The organism is Streptomyces nanshensis (genome assembly GCF_001751255.1).
Lineage (GTDB): Bacteria > Actinomycetota > Actinomycetes > Streptomycetales > Streptomycetaceae > Streptomyces > Streptomyces nanshensis_A.
This window is the reverse complement of sequence record NZ_LJGW01000081.1, coordinates 24,646-44,349: the sequence shown is the minus strand read 5'-3', so window position 1 is coordinate 44,349 and position 19,704 is coordinate 24,646. Positions and strand designations below refer to the sequence as shown.

The 19,704-nt window shown below is 73.3% G+C and carries 15 protein-coding genes; 6 read left to right on the top strand and 9 right to left on the bottom strand.

The annotated features are described in order from the left end of the window. Nucleotides 1-552 precede the first annotated feature (552 nt). Nucleotides 553-1,803 carry an amino acid deaminase/aldolase gene (locus tag AN218_RS04000; protein WP_070015222.1) on the top strand — a complete coding sequence of 417 codons (1,251 nt, stop codon included), beginning with the start codon at nt 553-555 and terminating at the stop codon, nt 1,801-1,803. Between the two features lie 49 nt (nt 1,804-1,852). Here AN218_RS04000 and AN218_RS03995 read toward each other — a convergent pair whose 3' ends face one another. From AN218_RS03995 to AN218_RS03980, 4 genes are all read right to left on the bottom strand, one after another. Then, nucleotides 1,853-2,779: a DUF2510 domain-containing protein gene (locus AN218_RS03995; protein WP_079131796.1), complete on the bottom strand. Its 927-nt coding sequence runs from the start codon at nt 2,777-2,779 to the stop codon at nt 1,853-1,855. Nucleotides 2,780-2,933: 154 nt separating this feature from the next. Further along, complete coding sequence (locus AN218_RS03990; RefSeq protein ID WP_070015221.1) at nt 2,934-3,740, bottom strand: 3-oxoacyl-ACP reductase; 807 nt, start codon at nt 3,738-3,740, stop codon at nt 2,934-2,936. Then, on the bottom strand, nt 3,737-5,122 hold the full coding sequence (locus AN218_RS03985) for an aldehyde dehydrogenase family protein (RefSeq protein ID WP_070015220.1): 1,386 nt from the start codon (nt 5,120-5,122) through the stop codon (nt 3,737-3,739). The genes AN218_RS03990 and AN218_RS03985 overlap by 4 nt, the downstream gene beginning before the upstream one ends. Nucleotides 5,123-5,132: 10 nt before the next feature. After that, the gene (locus tag AN218_RS03980) at nt 5,133-6,500 is read right to left on the bottom strand and encodes a glutamine synthetase family protein (RefSeq protein ID WP_070015219.1); all 1,368 of its coding nucleotides are present in this window, start codon (nt 6,498-6,500) and stop codon (nt 5,133-5,135) included. Nucleotides 6,501-6,585: 85 nt separating this feature from the next. On the opposite strand from AN218_RS03980, the gene AN218_RS03975 reads away from it, so the two are divergent. The 3 genes from AN218_RS03975 to AN218_RS03965 all read left to right on the top strand — a co-directional run bounded on the left by AN218_RS03975 (nt 6,586) and on the right by AN218_RS03965 (nt 10,023). Further along, nucleotides 6,586-7,371 (top strand): FadR/GntR family transcriptional regulator, encoded by a 786-nt coding sequence (locus tag AN218_RS03975; protein WP_070015218.1) that lies wholly within the window; start codon nt 6,586-6,588, stop codon nt 7,369-7,371. A 206-nt stretch (nt 7,372-7,577) separates the two neighbouring features. After that, nucleotides 7,578-9,095: an ethanolamine permease gene (gene eat, locus AN218_RS03970; RefSeq protein ID WP_070015217.1), complete on the top strand. Its 1,518-nt coding sequence runs from the start codon at nt 7,578-7,580 to the stop codon at nt 9,093-9,095. Nucleotides 9,096-9,270: 175 nt separating this feature from the next. Then, nucleotides 9,271-10,023 carry a gamma-glutamyl-gamma-aminobutyrate hydrolase family protein gene (locus tag AN218_RS03965; protein ID WP_171908593.1) on the top strand — a complete coding sequence of 251 codons (753 nt, stop codon included), beginning with the start codon at nt 9,271-9,273 and terminating at the stop codon, nt 10,021-10,023. A 40-nt stretch (nt 10,024-10,063) separates the two neighbouring features. On the opposite strand, the gene AN218_RS03960 is transcribed toward AN218_RS03965, so the two are convergent. Then, nucleotides 10,064-10,810, bottom strand: a complete 747-nt coding sequence (locus AN218_RS03960) for a helical backbone metal receptor (RefSeq protein WP_070015216.1) — start codon at nt 10,808-10,810, stop codon at nt 10,064-10,066. Between the two features lie 345 nt (nt 10,811-11,155). On the opposite strand from AN218_RS03960, the gene AN218_RS03955 reads away from it, so the two are divergent. Together AN218_RS03955 and AN218_RS03950 are read left to right on the top strand one after the other, a co-directional pair. Beyond that, nucleotides 11,156-12,070 carry a 5'-3' exonuclease gene (locus AN218_RS03955; protein ID WP_070015215.1) on the top strand — a complete coding sequence of 305 codons (915 nt, stop codon included), beginning with the start codon at nt 11,156-11,158 and terminating at the stop codon, nt 12,068-12,070. A gap of 188 nt (nt 12,071-12,258) precedes the next feature. Continuing rightward, on the top strand, nt 12,259-13,113 hold the full coding sequence (locus AN218_RS03950) for a siderophore-interacting protein (RefSeq protein WP_070015214.1): 855 nt from the start codon (nt 12,259-12,261) through the stop codon (nt 13,111-13,113). A gap of 73 nt (nt 13,114-13,186) precedes the next feature. Here AN218_RS03950 and AN218_RS03945 read toward each other — a convergent pair whose 3' ends face one another. The 4 genes from AN218_RS03945 to AN218_RS03930 form a co-directional block, all read right to left on the bottom strand. Next, entirely contained in the window at nt 13,187-14,341 is a 1,155-nt protein-coding gene (locus AN218_RS03945; protein ID WP_070015213.1) for a serine hydrolase domain-containing protein, read from the bottom strand. A 209-nt stretch (nt 14,342-14,550) separates the two neighbouring features. After that, nucleotides 14,551-15,768: a phosphatidylinositol-specific phospholipase C1-like protein gene (locus AN218_RS03940; protein ID WP_070015225.1), complete on the bottom strand. Its 1,218-nt coding sequence runs from the start codon at nt 15,766-15,768 to the stop codon at nt 14,551-14,553. 181 nt (nt 15,769-15,949) lie between these two features. After that, complete coding sequence (locus AN218_RS03935; RefSeq protein WP_070015212.1) at nt 15,950-18,757, bottom strand: DEAD/DEAH box helicase; 2,808 nt, start codon at nt 18,755-18,757, stop codon at nt 15,950-15,952. A 45-nt stretch (nt 18,758-18,802) separates the two neighbouring features. Continuing rightward, nucleotides 18,803-19,696: a diacylglycerol kinase gene (locus AN218_RS03930; RefSeq protein ID WP_070015211.1), complete on the bottom strand. Its 894-nt coding sequence runs from the start codon at nt 19,694-19,696 to the stop codon at nt 18,803-18,805. Nucleotides 19,697-19,704 lie beyond the last annotated feature (8 nt).

Sequence of the window (19,704 nt, the reverse complement as noted above, 5' to 3'; positions counted from 1 at the left end):
CGGGGACGCGGCGGCGCGGCGGCGGCGCCGTTCTCCTCGCGTCTGCGCGGACCGGAGGCCAGCGGCGCTCCGGTGGGCGGCGGAGGCTGGGGTGCCGGAGTGGGACGGGGCGGGCGGGACCCGCCGGACCGGGCGGACGTCGGCTCCGGCCGGGGAAGCCCGGATGCGTCCGATTCCGTGTCGTACGGCATGTGTGCGGTGGGCTCGTCTTTCTGGGGATGCTCCGCGGACGCGTCCCCGCGCGGCGGCACGGAGGGACGCGGAGGAAAGGCGGGACGGGGCGGGACCGTCGGACGTCTCGGATAGGGATCCGGCGAAGGGTCCGCGGAGTGTGTGCGGTCGGCGTCAGTGCTCATCTGCACCCCTCCCGCGCGCAGTGCCACCCCACACGGTCCCCCTCGGGGCATGCCGGTCGTATCGGACAGCACGCCGCTGGTCCAGACTCACGACAGCGTGCGGCGTCACTCTACGGTGCGAACTGGTGGTCCCGGCAACCCGGTCGGGCAGATGACGGGGCTGTCCTGCACGGCTTCGCCGTGGGAAGCTGCCCGGATGTCCGACACTGCTTCCGGCACTGCTCCCGGCCCCGTTCCCCGGTCCTCCGCGGGGCGTTCGGCAGACCGCGCACGCTACGACCGCGCCACCGCGCACCTCGACGCGCCCCTGGCCGTCGTGGACTTGGCGGCGTTCGACGCGAACGCGGAGGACCTGGTGCGCCGCGCGCGCGGCAAGCCGGTACGGGTCGCGAGCAAGTCGGTGCGCTGCCGGGCCCTGTTGGAGCGGGTGCTCGCGCGGGACGGCTTCGCGGGCGTCATGAGCTTCACGCTCGCCGAGTCGCTGTGGCTGGCGCGTTCGGGCATCGACGACGTCCTGCTGGCGTACCCGTCGGCGGACCGCTCGGGCTTCGCGGAGCTGGCCGCCGATCCGAAGCTCGCGGGCAGCGTCACGGTGACGGTGGACGACCCCGCGCAGCTCGACCTCATCGACGCCGCGCGGGACGGCGGCACGGAGGAGATCCGCGTCTGCCTCGAACTCGACACCTCCCTGCGGCTGTTGGGCGGCCGCGTCCGCATCGGGGCACGCCGTTCACCGCTGCACTCCCCCACCGCCCTCGCGGAGCTGGCCCGTTCGGTGACGCGGCGGCCGGGCTTCCGGCTGGCCGGACTGATGGCGTACGAGGGGCACATCGCGGGCGTGGGCGACGACGCACCGGGCAACTGGGCGCGTACGCGCGGGGTACGGCTGATGCAGGCCGCCGCGCGGCGGGAGCTCGCGGCGCGCAGGGCGGCGGCGGTTCAGGCCGTGCGGCGGGTCGCGCCGGAGCTGGAGTTCGTCAACGGGGGCGGCACCGGCAGCGTCCAGCACACGGCCGCCGAGGAGGCGGTCACCGAAGTCGCCGCGGGATCGGGGCTGTTCGTGCCGCGTCTCTTCGACCACTACACCTCCTTCACCGGGCGCCCGGCGGCCCTCTTCGCGATGCCGGTCGTACGCAGGCCGGGCGTCGGCGTCGTGACGGTGCTGGGGGGCGGCTATCCGGCCTCCGGTGCGCCCGGCCGGGACCGGCTGCCGCAGCCGTATCTGCCCGAGGGGCTGCGCTACGACGGCCAGGAGTGGGCCGGCGAGGTGCAGACTCCGCTGCTGGGGCAGGCCGCGGACGATCTGCTGGTGGGCGACCGGGTGTGGTTCCGGCACGCCAAGGCCGGGGAGCTGTGCGAGCGGTTCGACACGCTGCACGCGATCGAGGGGGACGCGGTGACCGCGTCCTATCCGACGTACCGGGGCGAGGGCCGCACCTTCCTGTGAAGTGAGGGGCGGTGCCGCCCGGTTGGGCCGCCGAACTCGGCCGCCGGGCTCAGACGCTCTTGCCGGGGCTGCCCCCGTCGCCGTCTCCGCTGCCGCCGTCGCTTCCGTCACCGCCGTCGCTTCCGCCGTCCCCGCTGCCCCCGCCGTCGCTCTCCTTCTTGACGCCGTCGGCCAGCTTGTCCATGTCGCTGACGGGCGGCGCCGATTCGGCGATGTCGAAGCCGCTGCGCAGCAGCAGCATCTCGCCCGACCCGTCGGGGTGCCGGAAGGCGACGGACTCGACGTACGCGTCCGGCTTGGTGCGGTTGACGATCTTCCAGCGCACCCGGTAGGCCTCCTGCCCGGCCACGGTGGTCCGTTCGGAGACGACCGCGCGGTGCGAGGTGATGCCGCCGTACGTGCCCTTGCTGTAGGCGGTCCTGGCGAACCGGCCGATGTCGTTCTTCGCCGTGTCCTCCGCACTGACGGTGCCCGCCGGCGCCACGACGATCATGGCCGAACCCCGCAGACAGCTCTGCGACGTCCCGCCCGGGCACCTGTACTCGCCGGTGGTCACCATCGCCCCGAACGCCTCGCGCTGCCAGCCGTCCAGGACGGGCAGCCGGACGCCGGTGGCGGGAACGTCCTGCCCGGAACCGCCGCCGGAACCGCCCGAGCCCGAGCCGCCGGAGCCGCCCGGAGCGTCCGGGTCCTCCTCCGGCAGCGGCGGTTCGCTGCTCGGTGCGCCGCCGCCCGCCTCGTCGTCCGGGAGCGTGCCCGTCTGCGGTCCGCTGCCGAAGGTGAGGACGGCGCTGACGAGAAGGGCGGCCGCGAGCACGGCCGCACCGACGATCCCGGCGACGAGCGGACCGCGTACGGCCGCCTTGGTCCGGGTCTGGCCCGTCCACGAGGTGCCGTCCCACCAGCGTTCCGCGGAGGGCGAGTTGGCCCGGTGCGCCGGGTCGGGCTCGGGATACCAGCCGGGCGGCGTCGTCATGCTCACTCGTCGCACTGTAAGGGACCACGTGTACGAAGCACACGGTCGCCGCCCGGCCCGGTGACGTCCGGATGACGTCCGTCGCGGGGCCCGTCATGGGACCGCCCCGGGGCAGCGCCCCGAGGAAGCCCGGTGCGGACCCCGCCAACTGCCCCTACACCGGCGTCACATACGCCCCCGAGATCCCTCCGTCCACCATGAAGTCCGCCGCGTTGACGAACGACGCGTCGTCACTGGCCAGAAACGCCACGGCGGCGGCGATCTCCTCCGGCTCCGCGAAACGCCCCGGCGGCACGTGCACCAGACGGCGCTGCGCACGCTCCGGGTCCTTGGCGAACAGCTCCTTCAGCAGCGGGGTGTTGACGGGACCGGGGCACAGCGCGTTGACGCGGATGCCCTCCCGCGCGAACTGCACGCCCAGCTCGCGCGACATCGCCAGCACCCCGCCCTTGGACGCGGTGTAGCTGATCTGCGAGGTCGCCGCGCCCAGCACCGCGACGAACGAGGCGGTGTTGATGATCGAACCGCGCCCCTGCCGCTGCATGTACGGGATGACGTGTTTGCAGCACAGATAGACGGAGGTGAGGTTGACCTGCTGGACGCGCTGCCAGGCGTCCATGCCGGTGCTGAGGATCGAGTCGTCGTCGGGCGGTGAGATGCCCGCGTTGTTGAAGGCGATGTCGACCGAGCCGTACGTCTCGTACGCCGTACGGAAGAGCGCCTCGACCTGCGCGGCGTCGGTGACGTCCGTCTCGACGTAGACGCCGCCGGTCTCCTCGGCGGCGGCCTTGCCGCGCTCGCCGTCGACGTCGGCGCAGACCACCCGGGCGCCCTCCGAGGCCAGACGCAGTGCCGAGGCCAGGCCGATGCCGCTGCCCGCGCCGGTGACGACGGCCGTACGGCCCGTCAGACGGCGGCAGTCGGAGGCGGCGGCCCCGGGGTCGGTGAGCGGTTCGGTCACGGCTGCTCCTCCGTACTGATGAAGACGTTCTTGGTCTCGGTGAAGGCGGCCAGGGCGTCCGGGCCGAGTTCACGGCCGAGACCCGACTGCTTGAAGCCGCCGAAGGGGGTGGTGTAGCGCACGGCGCTGTGGGAGTTGACGGACAGATTGCCCGCCGCCACGGCGCGGGAGACGCGCAGCGCGCGGCCCACGTCGCGGGTCCAGATCGAGCCGGAGAGGCCGTAGTCGGAGTCGTTGGCGATCCGTACGGCCTCCGCCTCGTCCTCGAAGGGGATCGCCACGGCCACCGGGCCGAAGATCTCCTCCGCGCTGCGCCGGTCGCCCGGACGTCCCTCCAGGACCGTGGCCGGATACCAGAAGCCCTTGCCGTCGGGGACGTCGCCGCGGATCAGGGCGGGCTCGTCCTCCGGCACGTATCCGCGTACGCGCTCGCGCTGGCGGTGCGAGATGAGCGGGCCCATGGACGTCGCCGGGTCGGACGGGTCGCCCGCCGTGAAGTCCTTGACCGCGGGCTCCAGCAGCTCCAGGAAGCGGTCGTAGACCTCGCGCTGTACGAGGATGCGGCTGCGGGCGCAGCAGTCCTGGCCGGTGTTGTCGAGGAACGAGCCGGGGGCGGCCGCGGCGGCCCGCTCCAGGTCGGCGTCGGCGAAGACGATGTTCGGGCTCTTGCCGCCGAGTTCGAGCGTCACGCGCTTCACGCCCGCCGCGCACCTGGCCATGATGTCCTTGCCGACGGCGGTCGAGCCGGTGAAGACGACCTTGGCCACGCGCGGATGCTCGACGAGCGCGGTGCCCGCCACCGGGCCCTCGCCGGGCAGCACCTGGAAGAGGCCCTCGGGAAGCCCCGCCTGGAGGGCGAGTTCGGCCAGGCGCAGCGCCGTCAGCGGCGTCGTCTCGGCCGGCTTGAGCACGACGGCGTTCCCGGCGGCGAGCGCGGGCGCCGTGCCCCAGGCGGCCACCGGCATGGGGAAGTTCCACGGCGCGATGACGGCGACGACCCCGAGCGGCTCGGCGAAGGTGACGTCGAGGCCGCCGGCGACGGGGATCTGCCGGCCGGAGAGCCGCTCGACTCCACCGGCGGCGTAGTCGAGGAGGTCGCGTACGTTGCCGGCCTCGAAGCGGGCATTGCCGACGGGGTGTCCGGCCTCGCGCACCTCCAACCCGGCCAGTTCCTCCAGGTGTTCGTCGACGGCGGAGGCGAAGCGCCGCAGCAGCCGGGCCCGTTCACCCGGTGCGAGGGCCGCCCACGCGGTCTGGGCGCCGGCGGCCCGGCGTACCGCGGCGTCGACGTCCGCCGTTCCCGCGGCGGTCACGGTCGTGATCAGTTCCTCGGTCGACGGGTCGACGACCGGGAGTTCGTGCGTGTGGTGCTCGTCCTGCACGGTGCGTTCCTCACATGCGTTCGAAGGAGCGGAAGCGTTCCCAGTCGGTCACGGCGCTGTCGTACGCCTGCTGCTCGATGTGCGCCATGTTGAGGTAGTGCGCGACGACCTCCTCGCCGAACGCCTCGCGCGCCACGGCGCTCTCCTCCCACAACTCGGCCGCCTCGCGCAGCGTGGACGGTACGTGCGGGGCCTCGCCCGTATAGGCGTTGCCGGTGCACGCCTCCTCCAGCTCCAGCTTGTGCTCCACGCCGTACAGCCCGGCGGCGATCATCCCGGCCGTGGCGAGGTACGGGTTGACGTCGCCGCCCGGCACGCGGTTCTCCAGCCGGTGCCCCTTTCCGTGCCCGACGATGCGCAGCGCGCAGGTGCGGTTGTCGGGTCCCCAGGCGACGGCGGTCGGCGCGAAGGAGCCGGGCTGGAAACGCTTGTAGGAGTTGATGTTGGGCGCGTAGAGCAGCGTGAACTCCCGCATGGCGGCGAGCTGTCCGGCCAGGAAGTGCCGCATCGTGCGGGACATGCCGTACGGGCCGTCGTCGTCGGCGAGCACGGGGGCACCGTCCTCGTCGCGCAGCGAGAGATGGATGTGACAGGAATTGCCCTCCCGCTCGTCGTACTTGGCCATGAAGGTCAGCGCCTGGCCGGACTGCGCGGCGATCTCCTTGGCGCCCGTCTTGTAGACGACGTGCTGGTCGCAGGTGGTGAGCGCCTCGTCGTAGCGGAAGGCGATCTCGTGCTGCCCGAGGTTGCACTCGCCCTTCGCGGACTCCACGCGCATCCCGGCGGCGCCCATCTCGTTGCGGATGCGGCGCAGCAGCGGCTCGACGCGGCTGGTGCCGAGCATCGAGTAGTCGACGTTGTACTGGTTCGCCGGGGACAGTCCCCGGTAGCCGCTGTCCCACGCCTGCTCGTAGGAGTCCTGGAAGACCATGAACTCCAGCTCGGTGCCCGCGTACGCGCTCCAGCCGTGCTCCGCGAGGCGGTCGAGCTGGCGGCGCAGGATCTGCCGGGGCGAGGCGACGACGGGTGAGCCGTCGTGCCAGGCGAGGTCGGCGGTGATCATGGCGGTGCCCGGGTTCCACGGCACGCGGCGCAGCGTGCCGGTGTCGCCGTGCATGGCGAAGTCGCCGTAGCCGTGCTCCCAGGAGGACATGGCGTAGCCGTCGACGGTGTTCAGCTCGACGTCCACCGCGAGAAGGTAGTTGCAGCCCTCGGTGCCGTGCTCCAGGACCTCGTCCAGGAAGTGCCGGGCCGCGAACCGCTTGCCCTGGAGCCGCCCTTGCATATCGGTGAAGGCCAGGGCGACGGTGTCGATCTCCTCCCGGTCGACGAGCACTCGCAGCTCGTCGACCGAGAGCGGGGGTGTTCGGTCTGCCACGTCTGGCCTCCTGTCGGTCCACGGGAAGTCATAAGGTAGTCCGCGAGACCTTTGGTTCGGAAGGGGTTCCGATGAGGGAGGGCCATTGAGCACCGGTCACGGCAGAGCGGCGGACGCCCCCGGCCGCGGCGGCCCGGGCGAGGACCGCCTCGCGGCGGTGCTCCGGCCGGTGCGCGCCGGCAACGGCTTCGAGGAGGCCCTGGAGCAGATACTCCAGATCGTCCGGCTGGGGCTCGTCCCCGACGGCGAACGCCTGCCCGCCGAACGGGAGTTGGCCGAGCGGCTCGGCATCAGCCGCGTCACGCTCCGCGAAGTGCTCAAGGTCCTCGCCGAACAGGGCCTGGTGACCAGCCGGCGCGGCCGCTACGGGGGCACGTTCGTGTCCCATCCCCAGCCGCTCGCCCCCGGCGCGCAGGGACTTCACGAGCAGCCTCCGGGCGCCGCCGCGCCCCCCGGGGACGTGGACGTACGGGACACCCTCCGCTTCCGCGAGGTGCTGGAGGCGGGCGCGGCCGAACTCTGCGCCGCGCGCGGCCTGGAGAGCGCCGAGGCCGCCCGGCTGCGCGAGGCCCTGGACGCCACCCGCGACGCGGCCCTGGACGACTACCGGCGCAGCGACACCCTCTTCCACCTCACGCTGGTCGAGCTGGCGGGCTCCCCGTCGCTCACCGCGCAGTACGCCGCCGTACGGGCAAAGGTCAACGATCTGCTGGGCCGCATACCGCTGCTCGTACGGAACCTGGAGCACGCGCAGCAGCAGCACGCGGAGCTGGTCGACGCCGTCCTGGCGGGCGACCCCGAGCGGGCCCGGAGGGTCAGCCGCGAGCACTGCGCCGGTACGGCCGCCCTGCTGCGCGGCTTCCTCACCTGAACCCCGTGCGGGACCGGTCCGCCCGCGACCCGGCCGCGCCCCGGCTTCCGCGCTTCCGGACCTCCGCAGGACGGACACGGCGGCGCCTCCCCGCCGGAAGCCGGGATACGTACACGTGATGACGGCGTAACGCGCAGGGGGTTGCGCCGCACCCCACGTCATGGCAAAGGTATGTCTCCACACCAATGCCGAGGGTAGGAGCGGTCATGGCCGATGGAACCAAGTCCTCGCACTCGTCGCCCGGTTCGGGCGGCGGCGGCCCCGAGAGCGCCGAGGCCTACCTGCAGGCACGCTCGCTGCGGCGCGGCAGCGCCGGGTGGCTGCTGCTGACCGGGCTCGGTGTCGCCTACGTCGTCTCGGGCGACTACGCGGGCTGGAACTTCGGCCTCGCGGAGGGCGGTTTCGGCGGTCTCGCGATAGCCACCGTGCTGATGGGCACGATGTACACCTGTCTGGTCTTCTCCCTCGCGGAGCTGTCCTCGATCCTGCCCACCGCCGGCGGCGGTTACGGCTTCGCCCGCCGGGCCCTGGGCACCTGGGGCGGCTTCCTGACCGGCACCGCCATCCTCATCGAGTACATCCTGGCCCCCGCCGCGATCTCCGTCTTCATCGGCGGGTACGTCGAATCGCTCGGCCTCTTCGGCATCACGGCGGGCTGGCCCGTCTATCTGGTGTGCTTCGCGCTCTTCATCGGCATCCATCTGTGGGGCGTCGGGGAGGCGCTGCGCTTCAGCTTCGTCGTCACCGGCATCGCGGTCGCCGCCCTGCTGGTCTTCTGCGTCGGCGCGTTCACGCACTTCGGCAACGGCGCGCTCAACGACGTCGCCGTCGACGGCAGCGCGTTCGGCTCCAACTCATGGCTGCCGCTGGGCCTGTTGGGCATCTGGGCGGCGTTCCCCTTCGGCATGTGGTTCTTCCTCGGCGTCGAGGGCGTGCCGCTGGCCGCCGAGGAGGCCCGCGACCCGGTGCGGGCGATGCCGAAGGCGCTGGCGTGGTCGATCGGCATCCTGGTGCTGCTGGCGCTCCTCACGCTGCTGCCCGCGGCGGGTTCGGCCGGTTCGGACGCCATCAAGGACGCCGACAACCCGCTCGTCGCGGCGCTCCAGGCGGCGACCGGCGGCGAGCCGACGACGCTGAGCCGCATCGTCAACTACGCGGGACTCGCGGGCCTGGTGGCGTCGTTCTTCTCGCTGATCTACGCCGGGTCGCGGCAGCTCTTCGCGCTCTCCCGCGCCGGATATCTGCCCCGCTTCCTCTCCCTCACCAGCCGCCGCAAGGCCCCGTACCTCGGGCTGCTGGTGCCCGGCGTGATCGGCTTCTCGCTCGCGGCGTACACGGGCGACGGTGCGCGGATGCTCAACATCGCCGTCTTCGGCGCGGCCGTCAGCTACGTACTGATGTCGCTCTCGCACATCGTGCTGCGCCGCCGCGAGCCGGAGCTGCCCCGTCCGTACCGCACGCCGGGCGGACTGCTGACCTCCTCGGTGGCCTTCGTGCTGGCGTGCGCGGCGGTCGTCGCGACGTTCCTCGTCGACCCGGCCGCCGCCGGCATCGCCTTCCTCCTCTACGCCGTCGCCGTCGCCTACTTCGCCTTCTACAGCAGGCACCGGCTGGTCGCGGCGGCGCCCGAGGAGGAGTTCGCGGCGCTCGCCGCCGCCGAGGCCGAGCTGGAGCGCGACCGGGACGGCGACGACACGGCGCCCGCGCCGCACGCCCGCTCGTAGCCGGAGCGTCCCGGGGGCGGCCGCGGACCCCCGCACCGGTTCCACCGATTCCGTACAGGTACGGCGCGGTTGCGCAGGGTTCCCTCGGATTCGCCCTCGTCCGTACGGCTTCGCCACGGCCCGTACGCTGGAACGTGCCGTACCGTCCGCACCCTCACCGCCGGAGGCAACCGCCGTGCACAGCCCGCTGATCGGCGTCAGCACCTACATGGAGACCGACGTCCGCTGGGGCGTCTGGCAGCACCAGGCCGCCGTCCTCCCCGCCGGCTACCACCGCCTCGTCCAGCGGGCGGGTGGCACGGCGCTGCTGCTGCCGCCGGACGCGGACGAGCGGGCGCGCGAGATCGTCTCGCGCCTGGACGGGCTGGTGCTCTCCGGCGGCCCGGACGTCGAACCGGCGCGGTACGGAGCCGGGCCCGAGCCGGAGTGCGGCCCGCCCGACCCGGCACGGGACGCCTGGGAACTGGCCCTGGCACGGGCCGCGTTGGAGCAGCGCGTCCCGGTGCTGGGCATCTGCCGCGGCATGCAGATCCTCAACGTCCTGCTGGGCGGCACCCTCGTCCAGCATCTGGAGGGCCACCGCGGCGAGCCGGGCGTCTTCGCCGAGCACGCGGTACGGCCCGTGGCGGGCACCCGGCTCGCGGCGATCCTGCCCGAACCCGTGACCGTGCCGACGTACCACCACCAGGCGGTCGCCCGGGTCGCCGCCGGGCTCGTGCCGGGTGCACACGCCGAGGACGGCACGGTCGAGGCGCTCGAACTGCCGCCCGGGGAGCATCCGTTCGCGCTGGCCGTGCAGTGGCACCCCGAGGAGGGCCGGGACGTACGCGTGATGCGCGCGCTCGTCGACGCGGCCCGCGCGGGGACGCACTCGGGGCCGGGGCCGGAGGCCCGCACGGCGGCGTCGCCGTCACCGGCGGCGGGCTGAACGGCAAGTCGAACGGGCAGGCCGGAGCGGAGCCTTCCCGTCAGCCGAGGGCCGCGCGCAGCGCCCCCGCCAGCGCGCCCGGAGCCTGCGTGAGCGAGGGCCCGTACCAGGTCAGATGCCGTCCGCTGACGAGTGCGGCGGGCAGCCCGGGAAAGGCTTCGGGCCCGTCGCCGGCGGAGAAGCTGTAGGGCTCGTCGGGCAGGACGACCAGATCGGCACGGCCCGGCTCGTTCAACTCCTCCACGGGCACGCGCGGATAGCGCTCGGCGTGCTCCGCGTAGACGTTGTGCACCCCGAGGTGCGCCAGCACCGCGCCCGCGAAGGTGTCGCGTCCGAGCACCATCCAGGGCCGGCGCCAGATCGGGACGACGGCCCGTACGTCGAACTCCGCGCGCACCTCGCGCCAGGCGTCCTCCGCCTCCCCGAGCCAGGCGGGCCGCGCGAGCCCGCAGCCGCGTGTGAGCATCCGGTCCAGCTCGGTGAACGCCTGCGGCAGCGTGCGTACTTCGGTCACCAGCACGTCCAGCCCGTGGCCGCGCAGGGCGGCGATGTCCGCCTCCCGGTTCTCCTCCTCGTTGGCCACGACGAGGTCGGGGGCGAGGGCGACGATCCGCTCGACGTCCGGGTTCTTGGTGCCGCGTACGCGGGCGGCCGTGAGGTCCGGCGGGTGGCTGCACCAGTCGGTGACGCCCGTCAGCAGCTCGGGAGCGGTCGCGGCCAGCGCCTCGGTGAGCGAGGGGACGAGGGAGACGACGCGTCGCACGGTGCCGGTACGGATCTGCGCCATACCGGCACCGTACGCCCCCCGTGCGTGCGAGGGTCCGCTGCCCCGTACGGCGGGCCGCCCGGCGGTGGTCCTCCGCCGGCAGCGGCGCCGATGGCCCCAAGGGCGCGTCCCTCGTACGGAGAAGAGCGTAGGCCGGTGCCGCCGCGCGTGGCAGGCCAAATCGCGCCACGCACAGGGGTGTCGGCGGCGCGGCGGCCTCGGGGTCCGGGCCGGGCTCGGCGAGATCCGTACGGCGCTGTGCGGGCGGACCGCGGGCGGAGCGCGTACGGCCCGCCGCCGGCCGGTCCGCTGTCGGTCCCATGCGGCATCATCGGGGCCGTGACTACGACCACGGCGCGACGCCTGATGCTGCTGGACACCTCGTCCCTCTACTTCCGTGCCTACTTCGGCGTCCCCGATTCGGTCCGGGCCCCCGACGGCACCCCGGTCAACGCGGTGCGCGGGCTGCTGGACTTCGTCGCGCGCCTGGTGGCCAACCGCGGCCCGCAGTCGCTGGTGGCCTGCATGGACTTCGACTGGCGGCCGCAGTGGCGGGTCGAGCTGATCCCGTCCTACAAGGCGCACCGCGTCGCCGAGGAGGTGGCCGCGGGCCCGGACGCCGAGGAGATCCCCGACACCCTCAGCCCGCAGGTCCCCGTGATCGACGAGGTGCTGGACGCGATCGGCATCGCCCGGGTCGGCGCCGCGGGATACGAGGCGGACGACGTCATCGGCACCCTCACGGCCCGCGCGCGTACCCCGGTCGACATCGTCACGGGCGACCGCGACCTCTTCCAGCTCGTCGACGACGAGCGGGGCGTGCGGGTGCTCTATCCGGTCAAGGGCGTGGGGAATCTCGACGTCTACGACGGCGCCGCACTGCGCGCCAAGTACGGCGTGGACGGCGGGAGTTACGCCGATCTGGCGCTGCTGCGCGGCGACCCGAGCGACGGGCTGCCGGGCGTGCGGGGCATCGGCGAGAAGACGGCGGCGAAGCTGCTGGAGCGCTACGGAGACCTGGCGGGGATCCTGGCCGCCGCCGAGGACCCGGCGTCCGCGGTCACCCCGGCGCAGCGGGCGCGGCTGGCCGAGGCCCGCGACTATCTCGCCGTCGCGCCCGAGGTGGTACGGGTCGCGAGCGATGTCGAGCTTCCCGCGTTCGACGCCGCGCTGCCCTCCCGTCCGCGGCACCCGGAGGCCCTGGACGCGCTGGCGGAACGCTGGGGCCTGGGCGGCTCCCTGGAGCGACTGCTCAACGTGCTGGCGGAACAGGAGCGCTGACCGGCGGCGGCGCACCGCCGAGGCGGGCGGCGGCGGGCAGTGACGACAGCGGCGGCGGGCGTTCCCGGACGGCGGCTCTGAACAGGGCCGTTCGACCGGCCAAGTGGTACGTTTGGAGAACTTAGGCAAGCCTAACCACTCCGGCCCCTCTGTTCTCCCCGCTCGACGCGCACCTCCTGGAGTTCCCCGTGGCAGACCGCACGGCCCGCAGCAAGATTCAGGTCCACCACGCCACCGTGGTCCGCACCGAGCAGCTCACGCCCCATATGGTGCGCGTCGTGCTCGGCGGCCCCGGTCTGGCGGGGTTCGAGGCCGGCGAGTACACCGACCACTATGTGAAGCTGCTCTTCCCGGTCCCGGGCGTGGAGTACGGCGAGCCCTTCGACATCGCCCGCATCCGCGCCGACTTCCCGCGTGACCAGTGGCCCGTGACCCGTACGTACACGGTGCGCGACTGGGCGCCCTCCGCACGGGAGTTGGCCCTCGACTTCGTCGTCCACGGCGACGAGGGCCTGGCCGGACCCTGGGCACGCGAAGCACAGCCGGGCGACGAGATCCGGCTCCTCGGCCCCGGCGGCGCCTACGCCCCCTCCGCCGACGCCGACTGGCATCTGCTGGCCGGTGACGAGAGCGCCCTGCCCGCGATCGCCGCGGCGCTGGAGGCGATGCCCGCGAACGCCCGTGTACGGGCCCTGATCGAGGTCGAGGGTCCGCAGGAGGAGCAGAAGCTGAGCCTGCCGGACACCGCGGGCGTCCGGTGGCTGCACCGCGGTGCGGCGCGCGTCGGCGAGAAACTGGTGGAGGCGGTGCGGGCGCTGGAGTTCCCGCCGGGTACGCCGCAGGCGTTCGTGCACGGCGAGGCCGGCTTCGTGAAGGAGCTGCGCCGCCATCTGCGTCTCGAACGCGGCCTGACGCGCGAGCAGTTGTCCATCTCGGGCTACTGGCGCCTCGGCCACGACGAGGACGGCTGGCAGGCGTCGAAGAAGGAGTGGAACGCCGCGGTGGAGGCCGAGCAGGAGTCCGGGGCCGGCGCCCGCTCCTGACCCCGCTCCCCCTGGACGCCGGACCTGGCGTCTTCCGCCTCGGCGCCCTCCCGGGTGCCGGGGCCCGTTCCGTTCAGGCCGCGGGTGCGCCGACGGACTTGCGTACGGCCTTGGTCAGCCGCTCGGCGCGGGCGTCGCCGTGGCCGATCATGCGGTTGGCGAGATAGGCGAACCCCACGCCGAACTCGTCGTCCCCGAAGGCGAATTGGCCGCCCGCGCCGTCGTTCGCGAAGCTGCGGGCGCCGAGCAGCCGCCGGGCCGGCGAGTCGAGCAGGAAGCCGGAGCCCCAGCGGTGGCCGAAGTCGAGGCCCGACCACGAGGGGCCCGAGGACGTCTCGCGCACCGCGTCCGCCACCGTCTCCGGCGTGAGCAGCCGCCCTCCGCCGTCCACACCCGTCACGGCCGCCGCGTACACACCGGCGAGCCCGCTCGCCGAGGCCGCACCGCCCGCACCGGGCAGCTCCATGCCCAGCAGCGCCGGGTCGTTCCAGCCGTACGGCTCGTCCAGCCCGGGAAAGGCGAGCGCGCCGTTCATCGTCACCGTGCGCATGATCAGCGATTCGGGGCCCGGCAGCGCGGGCCGCTCCCCCGCCTCGGAAAGCCGGGCCAGGCTGCCGAGTTCGCCGTCGGGCAGGGCGAGCCAGGCCCGCAGGCCCAGCGGTTCGCCGACCGTACGGCGGAAGTACGCGCCCGGGGTGAGCCCCGTGAGGCGCCGTACGACCTCGCCGAGCAGGAAGCCGAAGACGTGGCCGTGGTATTCGTACGCCGCTCCCGGCTCCCACAGCGGCTGCTGCTCCTCGATCGCGCGGATCACCGGCGTCCAGGCGGCGATCTCCCCGACGGTGAGCACCCGGTCCAGCGCGGGGATCCCGGCACGGTGGGCGAGCACCTGGCGGCAGGTGACGGCGTCCTTGCCGTACTGCGCGAACTCCGGCCAGTAGCGGCTCACCGGGGCGTCAAGGTCCAATCGCCCTTCCTGGGCGAGGAGTTGGACGCACAGACTCACCAGGCCCTTGGCGCACGAGAAGACCGGCACGGTCGTCTCCCGCTCCCAGGGCCTGCCGTTGCGGTCGTCCGCGACGCCGCCCCACAGGTCCACCACCTGGCGGCCGCCGGCGAACACCGCGACGGCCGCGCCCAGTTCGTCTTCCTCGGCGAAGTTCCGCTCGAACGCGTCGGCGACGGCGCCGAATCCCTCGTCCGCCCATCCGCCCCGCAGCGCTGCCATGTCCCACTCCCCCGTACGGTGTCCGGCACGTCCCGTCCCGCGCCCCGGCGGTCGCGGCGGCATGCGCCGCGGACCGGGGACGTCGACCGGGACACCGTACGGGGGCCCGCGGGGCGCCACCAGCGAATTACGGGGCGGCCGGGACGCGTTGGGCGTAGGGCGGCCGCGAGGTCAGGGCGCCGTGCGATCGACGGTGCGCGCCCGCGGGGTCAGCGCTCGATCCGCACACCCCGGCACTCCGGAGGCGGCGCGGTGACCGGATTGCACCGCACCGGCCCGCTGCCGTGCGGGAGTTCGGCCACGTAGTCCGAGCCGTAGCGCGCGGCGAGGCCCGGGGCGGGGAAGTCGGTGGAGATCATCTGCGCGCCCGAGTCCAGCGCGTCGCGCAGCATGCCCGTGTCGCCGCCGGCGGCCTGGTCGAGCGGTTCGTCGGAGCGGGTCCGTACGAAGTAGCCCTTCTTCACCAGATCGTGGATGACGGCCTTGTTCGGCCCCGTCGGATCGTTGACCTTCATGAACGCCGCGTCCGCACGCCCCGGTTCGGAGTCGGTGAACAGCACCCGGCCCTGAAGGCTCTCCCGGCCGCCCGCACGGTAGGCGTTCTGGATCGTGTCGTCGTCGTTGTCCATCAGAAAGACGGTCTTGCCGCGTGCGGCCGACAGCCGGGGCCACCCGTGCTTGCGTACGGACTCCTCCAGGGTCTCGCCGGGGCGGCGTATGTCGTCGGCGGTGACGGTCGCGGAGTCGGGGAAGACGCCGCGGATCTCCGCGTCCAGCGCGTCGAGCATCCGCGTGTCCCACGGCGGGCTCTTCGCACCGCCGCGGGCCTCCATCTCCGGGTCGGTCTCCTTGAGTTCGAGGAGTACGGGCACGGGCGCATGCCCGGGACGCCGCTGCGACCAGTCCTTGAGCTGCGTCAGACAGCGCCGCAGCGAGACGCAGTTGCTGCGGTAGTCGAAGTCGGCCCAGTGCAGCACCTTGAAGCCGGGCCTGCGCAGCTCCGGGTCCTTCTGCGGAGGCAGCCCGGCGTCCTTGCGGATCAGGGGGTCGGCGTACAGACCGCCCTCCGGGTCCGGGAAGACGTCCAGTTCGATGCCGCGCGCCTGCTGACGGGTGAGCTGTACGGGGAGCGAGGCGTGGCTGTAGAGCAGCGTACGGAAGCCCGGGTCGTGCCGCGCCATCAACTGCTGCTCCTCGAAGGGGGCTTCGCGGTGGTAGCTGTTGTGCGTCGCCATCGACTGGAGCTGGGTGACGCGCAGACCGTCGGCCGCCGTACGGGCCCCGGCCTGGCCGGACGACGGCGCGGGGGCCGCCGAGGAGAGCGTGAGCGCCGCGGCGAGCGCCGCCGTGACGGTGGCCCAGCGCCGGGTGCGGGCGCCGCGCGCGGACGGGGAGACGGGGCCGGGTCTGGCGGTGGTTCCGGACATGGTGCGCACAGCGACCTCCCGGGCACGAGAACAGCGGGCGCGGTGTACATGCCCATGCGGCGCACGGCGCCAACCGTGCCCCGACGGCCGTCACCGCGCCGACTCCCGTACGCCGCGCGGCAGTCGGCGGCCCCCGCCCTTCCGTTCAGAACCGGCGCGGTCCGTCCGGCCGGGCGTCCCCTCAGCCCACGCTCGTGTACGCGACGACGCCGCGCCGCATCGACTCCAGCGCCCTGCGGGCGTTCTTCGCGACGTCGCCGCCCTCCGGCGCGGCCACCGCGATCTGTCCCAGCACGTCGATGCACTGCTTGCACCAGCGCACGAAGTCGCCCGCGGGCATGTCGGCCTCGCGCAGCACCGAGTCCAGGCCGTGGCCCTCGGCCCACCGGTACGCGGGCCATGCGAAGCCCAGGTCCGGCTCGCGCTGTCCGACGCCCTCGGTCTGGTTGATCCGGTGGTCCTCCTCCAGGGCGTCCAGCCGGCCCCAGATGCGCACCATCTCCTCCAGGGCGCCGCGCGCCTTGCCGCCGGGCAGCTTGGGCGGCAGGGCGTCGTCCGCGGCACGCGACTCGTACACCAACGCCGAGACGCACGCGGCCAGTTCGGACGGGGGCAGGCCCTCCCACACTCCGTCGCGCAGACATTCGCTCGCCAGTAGATCCAGCTCGCCGTAGAGCCGGGCGAGCCGCCGCCCATCCTCGGTGACCTCGTCGCCGCGGAGATAGCCCAGCTCCGTGAGGAGGGCGGAGACCTGGTCGAAGGTGCGCGCGATGGTGTTCGTACGCCCCTCGATCTTGCGCTCCAACTGACGCGTGTCCCGCTTGAGCCGGTGGTAGCGCTCCGCCCAGCGCGCGTGGTCCTCCCGCTGGTCGCAGCCATGGCAGGGGTGGCGGCGGATCTCGGTGCGCAGCCGTGCGATCTCCTCGTCGTCGGCGGCGGCAGCGCGCTGCTTGCGGTGCCGCGGCGGAGCGTGGTGCCCCGCCTTCGTCCGCAGCGCCGAGGCGAGATCGCGGCGCGACTCCGGGCTGCGGGCGTTGAACGACTTGGGGATGCGCATGCGCTCCAACGGCTCGACGGGCACCGGGAAGTCGATCGATCCCAGCCGCTTGACCTGCCGCTGCGCCGTGAGGACGAGCGGACGCGGGCCCTCCTGCTGGTGCCAGCCCCGGTGGTGCGCGGGACCGCGCCCGCCGCCCGTCCCCGGGTCCAGCACGAGGGCGAGGCCCGCGAACTTGCCCGTCGGCACATGGATCACGTCTCCCGGCTTCAGCTTCTCCAGCGCCGCGGAAGCCTGCGCCCTGCGCTGCACCGCGCCCTGCTTGGCCAACTCCGTCTCACGGTCCTTCAGCCGGCGCCGCAGCCGCGAGTACTCCTCGAAGTCCCCGAGGTGGCAGGTCATCGACTCCCGATAGCCTTCCAGGCCCTCCTCGTTGCGCTGGACCTGGCGGGAGATCCCGACGACGGAGCGGTCCGCCTGGAACTGCGCGAAGGAGGTCTCCAGCAGCTCGCGCGAGGTGTGCCGCCCGAACTGCCCGACGAGGTTGACCGCCATGTTGTACGAGGGCTTGAAGGAGGAGCGCAGCGGATACGTCCGCGTACCGGCCAGGCCCGCGAGGGCCCCCGGGTCCATGCCGCGCTGCCACAGCACCACCGCGTGGCCCTCGACGTCGATGCCGCGGCGCCCGGCCCGTCCCGTGAGCTGTGTGAACTCGCCGGGGGTGATGTCGGCGTGCTGCTCGCCGTTCCACTTGACCAGCTTCTCCAACACCACGGAGCGGGCGGGCATGTTGATACCGAGCGCGAGGGTCTCCGTCGCGAAGACGGCCTTGACCAGGCCGCGCACGAACAGCTCCTCGACGACCTCCTTGAAGGTGGGCAGCATGCCCGCGTGGTGCGCGGCGATGCCCCGCTCCAGGCCCTCCAGCCACTCGAAATACCCCAGCACATGGAGGTCGGTGTCGGGGATGTCGGCCGTGCGCTCCTCGACGATCTCGCGCACCCGTGCCCGTGCCGCGCTGTCGTTGAGCCGCAGCCCGGCGTAGAGGCACTGCTGTACGGCGGCCTCGCAGCCCGCGCGGCTGAAGATGAAGGTGATGGCCGGCAGCAGGCCCTCGGCGTCCAGCTTGTCGATGACCTCGGGACGGCTCGGCGTCCACACCCGGGCCCGGCGGCGCCGCTCGCGCTCCCGGTCGGCCTCCCGGCGCGGACTGCCGCGGCGCCGGTCGCGCGGACCGCCCACGCGGCTGTTCTCCATGCGGGCCATGCGCACCAGGTCGGGGTTGACCTCGCGCTTGTCGCCCTTCTCCTCGAACAGGTCGTACATGCGGCGCCCGCCCAGGACGTGCTGCCACAGCGGCACCGGCCGGTGCTCAGAGACGATCACCTCGGTGTCGCCGCGCACGGTGTCCAGCCAGTCGCCGAACTCCTCGGCGTTGGAGACGGTCGCCGAGAGGGAGACGAGGGTGACGGACGGCGGAAGGTGGATGATCACTTCCTCCCACACGGCGCCGCGGAAGCGGTCCGAGAGGTAGTGCACCTCGTCCATGACGACGTAGCCGAGTCCGCTCAGCGCCTGCGAGCCCGCGTAGAGCATGTTGCGCAGGACCTCGGTGGTCATGACGATGACCGGGGCGTCGGGATTGACGCTGTTGTCCCCGGTCAGCAGCCCCACCTTGTCCGCGCCGTGGCGCTTGGCCAGGTCGTTGAACTTCTGGTTGGACAGCGCCTTGATCGGCGTGGTGTAGAAGCACTTGCGGCCCTGCGTGAGGGCGAGATGGACGGCGAACTCGCCGACGATCGTCTTGCCGGAGCCGGTCGGCGCCGCGACCAGCACTCCCTTCCCGGCTTCGAGGGCTCGGCACGCCTCGATCTGGAACTCGTCCAGGTCGAAGTCGTACAGGTCACGGAACGGGGCGAGAGCGGTGGCCTGCTCGGCGGCGCGCAGCCGCGCCAGTGCATACCGCTCCGCGGGGGACAGATCCTCGGTCATCGTGACTACGAGCCTACCGGCCACCTCCGACACCGCTCGCGGTCATTACTCCCCCACCAGCAGCCGCACCGCCCGCGGGACCACCTCCGCCGTCAGCGGCAGCGCGCCGAGCGGCTCGCCGTCCGCGTAGCCCGTGACGTCCGGGGCCTCCAGCCGCACGCTGCGCGCGCGGTACGTCGTCACCACGGGGTGCGAGAGGTGGGTGCCCTTGTAGACGCGGGGGAAGACCCGCAGCAGCGTGGCGCGGCTGCACTCCCCGACGACCGTGACGTCGAAGAGTCCGTCGTCCATCTCCGCGCCGTGGCAGATGCGCATGCCGCCGCCGTACGACGGTCCGTTGCCGACGGCCACGAGCGTCGCCTCGGTCTCCAGCGGCTCACCGCCGTCCAGCGTGATCCGGTACGGGATGGTCTTGAAGGCGGCCAGCTCGGCGACGATCGCCAGGTCGTACTTGATCTTCCCGGAGGGCCAGCGCATCCGGTTCCCCCGGTCGTTGACGCGGGAGTCGAAGCCGGAGGCGAGCACCGTCCCGAACCAGCGGTCGCCCGCTCTGCCCAGGTCGACGCGGCGCTCGTGGCCGGACTTGAGCGCCTCGGCCACGACGCGTCCCGCCTCGGCGGGCTGCCGCACCGGCAGCCCCGTCGCACGCGCGAAGTCGTTGCCGGTGCCCACGGAGACGATGCCGACGGGGGTGTCCGTACCGGCGACGGCCTGCAGCGCGAGGGAGGACATGCCGTCGCCGCCGACGGCGACCAGGGCTCCGGTGCCCGCCCGTACGGCCTCCCGTGCGCGGACGAGGGCGTCGTCCGCGTCGCTTCCGACGACCGTACGTACGGCGAACCCGGCCCGGCGGAGCGCGTCAGCGGCGGGCTGTGCGGCGCCGCCGCCGCGTCCCAGCCCCGCGGTGGGGTTGACGAAGAGGGTGATCTCGCTGGTCACGCGCGGAC